General features: G+C 67.7%; 11 protein-coding genes. All 11 read left to right on the forward strand.

Features of this window, described 5'->3' with window-relative positions:
* Positions 1 to 492: 492 nt before the first annotated feature.
* The 11 genes from nifE (at position 493) to CXK94_RS09055 (ending at position 7273) form a co-directional block, all read left to right on the forward strand.
* On the forward strand, positions 493 to 1914 hold the full coding sequence (gene nifE, locus CXK94_RS09005; RefSeq protein ID WP_102894055.1) for a nitrogenase iron-molybdenum cofactor biosynthesis protein NifE: 1422 nt from the start codon (positions 493 to 495) through the stop codon (positions 1912 to 1914).
* 10 nt (positions 1915 to 1924) lie between these two features.
* On the forward strand, positions 1925 to 3304 hold the full coding sequence (gene nifN, locus CXK94_RS09010; protein WP_102894056.1) for a nitrogenase iron-molybdenum cofactor biosynthesis protein NifN: 1380 nt from the start codon (positions 1925 to 1927) through the stop codon (positions 3302 to 3304).
* A gap of 3 nt (positions 3305 to 3307) precedes the next feature.
* Positions 3308 to 3787: a NifB/NifX family molybdenum-iron cluster-binding protein gene (locus tag CXK94_RS09015; RefSeq protein ID WP_102894057.1), complete on the forward strand. Its 480-nt coding sequence runs from the start codon at positions 3308 to 3310 to the stop codon at positions 3785 to 3787.
* 28 nt (positions 3788 to 3815) lie between these two features.
* Positions 3816 to 4295, forward strand: a complete 480-nt coding sequence (locus tag CXK94_RS09020; RefSeq protein ID WP_037041258.1) for a NifX-associated nitrogen fixation protein — start codon at positions 3816 to 3818, stop codon at positions 4293 to 4295.
* Between the two features lie 14 nt (positions 4296 to 4309).
* Positions 4310 to 4519: a CCE_0567 family metalloprotein gene (locus CXK94_RS09025; RefSeq protein ID WP_011912514.1), complete on the forward strand. Its 210-nt coding sequence runs from the start codon at positions 4310 to 4312 to the stop codon at positions 4517 to 4519.
* Positions 4520 to 4601: 82 nt separating this feature from the next.
* Positions 4602 to 4898, forward strand: coding sequence for a ferredoxin III, nif-specific (gene fdxB / locus CXK94_RS09030; RefSeq protein ID WP_020307288.1), 297 nt, complete (start codon positions 4602 to 4604; stop codon positions 4896 to 4898).
* 12 nt (positions 4899 to 4910) lie between these two features.
* Positions 4911 to 5231, forward strand: a complete 321-nt coding sequence (locus tag CXK94_RS09035; RefSeq protein WP_037041255.1) for a 2Fe-2S ferredoxin — start codon at positions 4911 to 4913, stop codon at positions 5229 to 5231.
* Positions 5232 to 5234: 3 nt separating this feature from the next.
* A complete protein-coding gene (locus tag CXK94_RS09040; protein WP_102894058.1) occupies positions 5235 to 5732 on the forward strand; it encodes a hypothetical protein in 498 nt (165 codons plus the stop codon).
* Complete coding sequence (locus CXK94_RS09045) at positions 5732 to 6106, forward strand: hypothetical protein (RefSeq protein ID WP_102894059.1); 375 nt, start codon at positions 5732 to 5734, stop codon at positions 6104 to 6106. Before CXK94_RS09040 ends, CXK94_RS09045 begins: the two co-directional genes overlap by 1 nt.
* Complete coding sequence (locus CXK94_RS09050; protein ID WP_102894060.1) at positions 6099 to 6848, forward strand: DUF364 domain-containing protein; 750 nt, start codon at positions 6099 to 6101, stop codon at positions 6846 to 6848. The genes CXK94_RS09045 and CXK94_RS09050 overlap by 8 nt, the downstream gene beginning before the upstream one ends.
* The gene (locus tag CXK94_RS09055) at positions 6845 to 7273 is read left to right on the forward strand and encodes a hypothetical protein (protein WP_256046315.1); all 429 of its coding nucleotides are present in this window, start codon (positions 6845 to 6847) and stop codon (positions 7271 to 7273) included. Before CXK94_RS09050 ends, CXK94_RS09055 begins: the two co-directional genes overlap by 4 nt.
* Positions 7274 to 7429: the final 156 nt, after the last annotated feature.

Here is a 7429-nt window from a genome sequence, read left to right on the forward strand (position 1 = left end):
ACCCGAAGGGCCGGGCCTGTTTTACCGCGATGCGGCGTTACTCGATGGCTCATTTAGGCGACTAAACTTCGCATCTCGTGCCTTGCCTCGCGGTAAAACAGGCTCCGGCGCGGCCGCGAATGAAACGGCAACAGACCCTAGCGAAAAATGTAATCCCGATCGGTCGGCTGGTGGTTGTAGGTTGGGTTGAGCGAAGCGAAGCCCAACGTGCGCGGCGTCCGGCACGGATTCGTCACGGCGTTGCGCTTTTGGACGTTCCGGAGATTCACCTTGGCCTCGGAGCGATGTTGGGCTTCGCCGCTGCGCGGCTCAGCGGATCGCCGCCCGACCCAACCTACGGTCACCTGCCGAATCCTTTGTTGCGAACCCGACATCCGGAGATGTTTGCGACAATCCGATTTCAATGAAATCCTTTAAAAATCAATAAATTGCTTTTTGGTACAGGCATTGCACCCACCTCGTTGCGCATGACCACGACGACCGGAGGGTGCGATGAAAGCCAAGGACATTGCCGAGCTGCTCGACGAGCCCGCCTGCACGCACAACAAGAAGGAGAAGTCCGGCTGCGCCAAGCCGACGCCGGGCGCCACCGATGGTGGCTGCGCCTTCGACGGCGCGCAGATCGCGCTGCTGCCGATCGCCGACGTGGCGCACATCGTCCATGGGCCGATCGCCTGCGCCGGCAGTTCCTGGGACAACCGCGGGACCCGCTCCAGCGGCCCGCAGTTGTACCGCATCGGCATGACCACCGATCTCTCCGAGCAGGACGTGATCATGGGGCGCGCCGAGAAGCGCTTGTTCCACGCCATCCGCCAGGCGGTGGAGAGCTACGCGCCGCCGGCGGTGTTCGTCTACAACACCTGCGTGCCGGCGCTGATCGGCGACGACCTCGATGCCGTGTGCAAGGCCGCCAGCGAACATTTCGCCACCCCGGTGGTGCCGGTGGACGGCGCCGGCTTCTACGGCACCAAGAACCTCGGCAACCGCATCGCCGGCGATGCCATGGTCAAGCACGTGATCGGCACCCGCGAGCCCGACCCGCTGCCGGCCGGCAGCGCGCGAGCCGGCATCCGCGTGCACGACGTCAACCTGATCGGCGAATACAACATCGCCGGCGAGTTCTGGCACGTGCTGCCGCTGCTCGACGAGCTGGGCCTGCGCGTGCTCTGCACGCTGTCGGGCGATGCGCGTTTTCGCGAGGTGCAGAGCATGCACCGCGCCGAGGTGAACATGATGGTCTGCTCCAAGGCCATGCTCAACGTCGCGCGCAAGCTGCAGGAGCGCTTCGGCACGCCCTGGTTCGAGGGCAGCTTCTACGGCATCACCGACACCTCGCAGGCGCTGCGCGACTTCGCCCGGCTGATCGGCGACGCCGACCTCGCCGCACGCACCGAAGCGCTGATCGCGCGCGAGGAAGCGAAGATTCGCGCGGCGCTGGAGCCCTGGCGCGAACGCCTGGCCGGCAAGCGCGTGCTGCTCTACACCGGCGGGGTCAAGTCCTGGTCGGTGATCTCCGCGCTGCAGGACCTGGGCATGAAGGTGGTCGCCACCGGCACCAAGAAATCCACCGAGGAGGACAAGGCGCGCATCCGCGAGCTGATGGGCGACGACGTCAAGATGCTCGACGAGGGCAACCCGCGCGCGCTGTTGCGCACGGTGGAGGAATACCGCGCCGACATCCTCATCGCCGGTGGTCGCAACATGTACACCGCGCTCAAGGGGCGCATTCCCTTCCTCGACATCAACCAGGAACGCGAATTCGGCTATGCCGGCTACGACGGCATGCGGGAACTGGTGCGCCAGCTGTGCCTGACCCTCGAGAGCCCGGTGTGGCAGGCGGTGCGCCAGCCGGCGCCGTGGGAGCGGCGCGCCGTGCCGGCCGAGGCGCCGGCTCCCGTGCTGGCGAACGCCTGAGGAGAACGTGATGGCGCCGCAGATCATCAATCGCAACAAGGCGCTGGCGGTCAGCCCGCTGAAGGCCAGCCAGACCATGGGCGCCGCGCTGGCCTTCCTCGGCCTGGCGCGCAGCATGCCGTTGCTGCACGGTTCGCAGGGCTGCACGGCGTTCGCCAAGGTGTTCTTCGTCCGGCACTTCCGCGAGCCGGTGCCGTTGCAGACCACGGCGATGGACCAGGTCAGCTCGGTGATGGGCGCCGACGAGAACGTGGTCGAGGCGCTGCGCACCATTTGCGACAAGCAGCATCCAGCGGTGATCGGCCTGCTCAGCACCGCGCTGGCGGAGACCCAGGGCTGCGACCTGCACAGCGCCGTGCATCAGTTCCGCCGCGAATATCCCGAGTACGGCGACGTGGCCGTGGTGTCGGTGAACAGCCCGGACTTCAGTGGCTGCTTCGAAAGCGGCTTCGCCGCCGCGCTCAAGGCGATGATCGAGGCGCTGGTGCCCGAGCGCCGCGACCAGGTCGGCCTGCGGCCGCGCCAGGTCAACGTGCTGTGCAGCGCCAGCCTGACACCCGGCGACCTGGAATTCGTCGCCGAGAGCATCGAGAGCTTCGGCCTGCGGCCGTTGCTGATCCCCGACCTGTCCGGCTCGCTGGACGGCCATCTCGACGAGGCGGCCTTCAACCCGCTGACCACCGGCGGGCTGACCCTCGACGAGCTGGCCAGCGCCGGGCAGAGCGCCGCCACCCTGGTGGTCGGCCAGAGCCTGGCCGCCGCCGCCGATGCGCTGGCCGCCCGCAGCGGCGTGCCGGACCGGCGTTTCGGTTTGCTGCTGGGCCTGGAAGCGGTGGATGCCTGGCTGATGGCGCTGAGCGAGATCAGTGGCAACCCGGTGCCGGAGCGCTGGCAGCGCCAGCGCCGGCAGCTGCAGGACGCCATGCTCGATACCCATTTCATGCTCGGCGACGCGCGTCTGGGCATCGCCGCCGATCCCGACCTGTTGCTCGGTTTCTCCACCCTGGCGCGCGGCATGGGCGCGCAACTGGTGGCCGCCGTGGTGCCGGCGCGCGCGCCGGCGCTGGCCGATGCGCCGCTGGCGCGCATCCAGGTCGGCGACCTGGATGACCTGGAGCAGGCCGCCCGCGACGGCGGTGCCCAACTGCTGCTCGGCAACAGCCACGCGCTGGCCAGCGCCGACCGCCTGGGCATTCCGCTGCTGCGCGTGGGCTTTCCGCAGTACGACCTGCTGGGCGGCTTCCAGCGCTGCTGGAGCGGCTACCGGGCCAGTGCGCAGGCGCTGTTCGACTTGGCCAACCTGCTCACCGAACACCATCAGGGTATCGCGCCGTATCGCTCGATCTATGCGCAGAAACCCGCCTCCGACCATTCGCAATGGAGCCACTGAGCCATGGCCAGCCCCATCCGACAACTGCAGGTACTCGACGGCGAGAACGACGGCACGCTGCTCAAGGTGGCCTTCGCCTCGTCCGATCGGCGCACGGTCGACCAGCATTTCGGCTCGTCGCGGTCGTTCGTGTTCTACGGCATCGACCCCGAGCGGGCCGAGCTGCAATCGGTGGTGGAGTTCGGCGAGCTCGACCAGGACGGCAACGAGGACAAGCTGGCGGCCAAGCTGGAACTGCTCGACGGCTGCATCGCGGTGTATTGCCGCGCCTGCGGCGCCTCGGCGGTACGCCAGCTGCTGGCGATCGGCGTGCAGCCGGTCAAGGTCAGTGAGGCCGAGAGCATCGCCGAACTGATCGAAACGCTGCAGGCCGAGCTGCGCGAAGGCCCTTCGGCCTGGCTGGCCAAGGCGATCCGGCGCACCCGTGGCACGCCGGACCAGCAACGTTTCGAGGCCATGGCCGGCGAGGCCTGGGACGAATAGCCCGACACCCGCAATCGAGGACAGCGTTATGTATGCAGAAGAACAACAGGCGGTCGTGCGCGACGACGACCCGGCCCTGCAGGACCCGGTGATCAAGCAGATGGTGGTGCAACTGCGCGCCATGGACAGCTACGGCACCTACGACACCTGGAGCGACGCGCGGGTGCTCGACCCGCTGGTGCTGACCCGCGAGCGGCGCCGGGCGATCCCCATCGTCGGTGATCCGGACGAGGTCACCCTGTCGCGGGTCAAGGCCTTCTACAACGCCCTGGCGCAGATGATCGAGCGCGAGACCGGGCTGCTCGCGGTACCGGTGATCAACATCACCCACGAGGGCTTCGGCCGCGCGCTGATCCTGGTCGGCAAGCTGGTGGCGCTGGACAAGACCCTGCGCGACGTCCACCGCTTCGGCTTCGAATCGCTCGAGGCGCTGTCGCTCGACGCGCAGAAGCTGCTGGGCAAGGCGACCGCGCTGGTCGCCGAGCACCGTGCGGTCGCCGAGTTGTAAGGGGAGGCGAGCCGATGACCGAAGAGGAACTCAAGGCGTTGAAGAAGGAAGTCAGCCAGAAGAAGCGCATCGCCACCGAATGGGCGTCGCAGATCCACGATCTGGTCGAGGACCGGCTGCTGATCGATTACCGGCAATTGCCGGAACTGGCGACGCAGGCGCACCAGGCCTGCCTCGACTGGGCCGAGGCCAACGCCCGGCTGGAAGCGGCCGGCAACGCCTGACCGCCAATACAGAGCGGGCCCGAGCCCGCCGTATCCCTAACCGTAGGCCGCCGCCATGCTATTGGCGGGCAGGAGATGACAGATGGAAGCAGTGATAACCGGGCGTACGCGCGGTGGCGCCGAATGGGTGCCGCAGTTCGTCACCGCCGTCGATGCGCAGAAGTGCATCGGTTGCGGGCGTTGCTACAAGGTGTGCCCGCGCGACGTGTTCGAGCTGGTGGAGCGCTCCGGCATGGTGGACGAAGACGACGACCTCTACGACGAGGACGACGAGATGATGGTCATGGCCATCGCCGACGGCCTCGACTGCATCGGCTGCAAGGCCTGTGCGGCGGTCTGCCCGAAACAATGCCATACCCATCAGGCCCTGGCCGGTTGAGGAGCTGCTGACATGCCAAGACCCGACTACCACATCTTCCTCTGCCTGCAGCGCCGCGCCGAGGGGCACCCGCGCGGCAGTTGCGCTGCGAAGGGCGGCGAAGCCCTGTTCGACGCCTTCTCCCAGGCCCTGATCCGGCGCAACCTGATCGGCCGCATCGCCTTGACCGGCACCGGCTGCCTGGGGCCCTGCCAGGCCGGCGCCAATGTGCTGATCTACCCGGGCGCATTGATGTACAGCTGGGTGGAGCCGGCGGACGCCGACACCATCCTCACGCATCTGCTCGAAGGCGAGCCCTTCGCCGACAAGCTCACCCCCGCGGAACTCTGGTGAGGCATGGGTGAGGTGCTGTTGCTGGAGCCCGAACGGGCGTTCTTTTCCGACCGCACGCCGACCGGGCTGCGCTACCTGTTGAACAGCGCGCGCGGCCTCGAGCATCCGGCGGCGGTCGAAGCCCTGCTGTTGGAGGCCCGGCGGCGCTGGAGCGAGGAGCCGGACGCACATGTCGGCCTGTACAAGTTCTACTTTCTCCAGGCCCGCTACGCGGAGGCCGAAGCCGCCGTATGGGAAGCCCTGCGGCGGGCCGCGGCCTGTGCCGGCTTCAGCCGCAACTACCGGCGCCTGCACCCTGCCAGCGCCGATTGGCAGACGCGCCGCGGTGCCGAGCGGCTGTATCTGTTCAGCCTCAAGGCGCTGGGCGTGATCCGCCTGCGCCGTGGCAAGGTGGACAACGCGCGGCGGGTGCTGGAGAAGCTGCTGGAGCTCGATCCGGGCAACGAGATCGGCGGCGAGGCGTTCCTGCAGATCGCCCGCGCCTTCGAGGAGGAAAACTGATGGCGCCATCGTTCGAAGCACGCCTGCAGGCGGCACGGCCGCTGTTCGGCGAAATCCAGCGCGCGCTGCAGGATTGCCTGCAGCGTTCGGCCATCCGCCTGCAACTGCCCGACGAGTGTGAACCGTCGCGCAGCGAAGTGCGGGTCGACCCGTTCGATCGCAGCGAATGCTTCTACAGCGAATGGCGCAGCGCCCAGGGCGATTTCCTCGGCAGCATGCAGATCAACGGCGACGGTCAGGTCTACGCCGAATTCGACGTGCTGCTGGCGCACCCGCACAAGCCGGCCTGGATGGTGGAAGCCGTTGCCGCCTGGGGTTGGCCGGGGGCGCTGAAAAGCGAGTTGCGTCTGCTGCCGGCGCTCAATCATGAATGAGCCCTACGACTGGCTGCTGGCCAGCGCCGCGCAGGCGCGGACTGTCGAACATCTGTGCCTGGGGTTGAACTGGACGCTGGCCGAAGTCGACGGCAACCAGGGCTTCGCCTTCAGCCCGCGCCAGGTGCCGCGCACGCTCGGCTGGTCGGGCACGCTTGCCGGCCAGGGCAACGCCGCGCTGCTGCCCTGGCTGCTGTCATGGAACAGCGCCGAAGCCGCGATCGGCCTGGCTGTGCTCAACGCCAGCGTGAACACGGCGGCGGGCTGCCAGCGCGAAGCGCAGGCACTGCGCACGGAGGCACCGGGGCATCTGCAGGTATTCGCACATTTCCGCCCACGGCTGGCAGGCCAGCGGGTCGTGGTGATCGGCCATTATCCCGGCCTCGAACGGCTCTGGCAGGACCAGCCCTATCAATGCCTGGAGCGCCATCTGCAGGAGGGCGACCTGCCCGATTGCGCCGCCGAGTACCTGCTGCCCGAGGCCGACTGGGTGTTCGTCAGCGCCAGCAGCATCGCCAACAAGACCTTGCCGCGCCTGCTCGAGCTGTCGCGCCAGGCCCAGGTGGTGCTGATGGGGCCGAGCCTGCCCTGGCTGGATGGCTGGCGGCGCTTCGGCGTGGATTACCTGGCCGGGGTTCGCGTGGCCGACCCCGCCGGGGTGCGGCGGGTGATTGCCGAGGGGGGTGGCACGCGCCTGTTCGCCGGGCCGGTGGAATACGCATTGATGGCGCTCGGGAAATGATGGGGTCTCAGGCCAACGGCCGGCTGGGCTGGCGGATGCTGGTCTGTCACAAGCACCCGGTCAGCGCGCGCCTGCATTTCCTCGTGCCGCAGCGCGGCGGGGTGGTCTTGCCGCAGCCCCTTCCGGCCCTCGCGGTATTCGCCGAACCGCCGATGCAGGGCGATCTGCTGGTCCATCCTGCGGGCGCTCTGCGCAGCCTGCAGCGTGAACTGGGGATCGAGAAACCGCTGGAGCTGGTGGCCGATTACCGGGTCGGCCTCGAAGTGTCGGGCGGGGTTCTGCCGGTATTCCTCGCCGCACTGGATGGGCATGATCGGTGCCGGGCGGCCATCGGAACCCACTGGATCGAACTGACGCAGAGCATCGGCATGCCCTGGCTGGACCGCGAACTGCTCAGACGGGCCTATGAAGTGCTGATCGGGTGAAGCGTAGGCGCGTGGATCGGGCGGTCGCCTAGCAGGCCGTTGAAAAACTCGGCTTCAACTGCCCCAACCCGTCCGGTTTGGCGCTTTTTCAAGCGCTTTGGCCTAACGGAGTCCAAACAAGGCCTGACTTCAGGCCTTTTTGACAGGTTTCAGCAC

The organism is Stutzerimonas stutzeri (assembly GCF_002890915.1).
GTDB classification, from domain to species: Bacteria; Pseudomonadota; Gammaproteobacteria; order Pseudomonadales; family Pseudomonadaceae; genus Stutzerimonas; species Stutzerimonas stutzeri_AF.